The sequence below is a fragment of the Protofrankia sp. Cr1 genome (assembly GCF_963555865.1).
Taxonomy (GTDB): Bacteria; Actinomycetota; Actinomycetes; order Frankiales; family Frankiaceae; genus Protofrankia.
In genome coordinates, this window is the sequence record NZ_CAUVXO010000664.1 from 1,310 (window position 1) to 3,060 (window position 1,751).

Consider the following 1,751-nt stretch of genomic DNA (forward strand, 5'->3'; position numbering starts at 1 on the left):
CTGCCGCAACAGGTACAGGACGCGGTGAACAAGGCGCAGGCCGCCTTCGCCGGGGTGACCGAGGCGCAGGCGAGGGTCGCGCAGGCCCGCGCGGACGCCGAAGCCAACCGGGAACGCCAGGCCGGCTATGCGCAGTGCCCGGCATGCGCGACGATCGACCAGCTCAGGGCCATCCCGCCGACTGTCACGACCTTCGCGCCGGGATCCGGCTTCGCGATCACCTCTCCACAACGGTAGACGATCGCGATCCAACCAACCACGTGCACCGGATGGGCACCGGCCCTCCCTACCGCAGGACCCCGGCCCTGGCCGCGTGGATGACCACCCGCAGCTGGTCGGCGTCAGCGGGGACCTCGGCGGCGGCGTCCCACGACCAGCGCAGTGCCGCGACGTCCTCGCCGCGGACGTAGATCCGCCGACCCTCGTCCCCGACGTACCAGGTGATGGCGGCGGCCTGGGTCGGGTGCGGGGTGAGCAGCGTGACCGCTTCGTTCCAGGGCACCTCGGCACAGCGCCGCCGCAGCTGGTCGACGGCGTTGTCATGGTCGAACATGCACTCGCCGACCCAGGCTCCGGCGGCCAGCCGCATGGTGCCGGGGCCGCGGTCGACCCCGACCCGCTCGGTACCGAGACGGTGCAGAGCGAGTTCGAAACGGAATGCTTCGCGCACCCATTCCTCCCGGTCGCCACGCATCCAGGTGTCGCGCAGGTAGGCGGCGAAGGCGAGCACGGACAGCTCCGGCGCGGGGAAGAAGCTTCCCGGCAGCGACCCACGGCGGCGCCACTGCTCGCTGGCCAGGAAAGCCGCCATCCCGGGCGTGCCCTCGGTCGCGTAGAAGGCGACGAAGGTCACCGGGAAGGCGTCAAGCAGGTCGGGGGCGATCCGTCCGCGCCGGCGGCACGCGTCCCGGTGGAACCCGCCGGCGCGGACACACTCGCTGAGCAGTTCCGATTCGTCCGGGGGTAGCGCCGCGAGGATTGCCCGGTGTCGTTGCGCCGGAGCGTACAGCGCATCCCAGGTGGCCTCCATCAACCTCGGGTAGTCGACCGGCATCACGTCAGCCGGCTCCCGCAGGTGGCATCGTCGGAGCACCGCTCCTGCGGGGGATCCTCCCCGGGCAGCCACCGGGGTAAGGCCGACGCCAGCCGGCAGATCGTGTGGACGAGATCTGCCCGGGGCATCAACTCGCACTCGGCCATGAGCGCGCGCAGATTCCTCGCCCGTGGCACCAGCCGTGCGGCCAGCTCCCACACCCCCGGCGAGACCGTGACGGTGTGGAAGTCCTCGAAGACCCGCTCCCCGCCGGGCAGTACCCGTTCGACCAGACCGGCAAGGTGGACCTCCACCACGTGATCCCAGCAGAAGCTGTCATCCCCCGGTTGTTCGAGCGGCCGGCCCTGCTGGCGGCGCAGCCCATAGAGGTGACCGATGTCGACCGTGGCCAGGCAGCCGGTCCGTTCGACGATCTCTGCCATCAGCGGCAGGACGTCCGCGCTGCCCACGATGAACGGGTAGGGAGCGTTTCCGATCACGATCGGTCGGTCGATCACATCCTGAGCCCGGCAGATCCGCGGCACACACCAGTCGACGGCCTCGGGTACCAGCGGCATTGGCACCAGGTTGTTGATCAGAGCTTCGCCACCGCGCACCCACATCGCCAGATCCGTGGTCACCCATGCAGCGTCCAGTTCCCGAGCGCGGTCGCGCAGAGCCCGCAGGACGGAGATGTCCAGCGGGTCCGTGCCGGCGA

The 1,751-nt window shown here is 70.6% G+C and carries 2 protein-coding genes and 1 pseudogene; 1 reads left to right on the forward strand and 2 read right to left on the reverse strand.

What is annotated here, in order from left to right; genetic code table 11:
- Positions 1-237, forward strand: a pseudogene (locus U9980_RS27630) (SPFH domain-containing protein); the annotation flags it as partial.
- Positions 238-286: 49 nt separating this feature from the next.
- Here the strand turns inward: U9980_RS27630 and U9980_RS27635 are convergent.
- Complete coding sequence (locus U9980_RS27635) at positions 287-1,054, reverse strand: hypothetical protein (protein ID WP_322770615.1); 768 nt, start codon at positions 1,052-1,054, stop codon at positions 287-289.
- Positions 1,054-1,751 (reverse strand): DUF692 family multinuclear iron-containing protein (locus U9980_RS27640; RefSeq protein WP_322770616.1); only part of this gene is annotated, 698 nt, incomplete at its 5' end. The genes U9980_RS27640 and U9980_RS27635, both read right to left, overlap by 1 nt.

What these genes read in the sequence shown, in the direction of transcription:
- U9980_RS27635 (WP_322770615.1), bottom strand. Translation starts at nt 1,054, where the DNA reads ATGCCGGTCGACTACCCGAGGTTGATGGAGGCCACCTGGGATGCGCTG.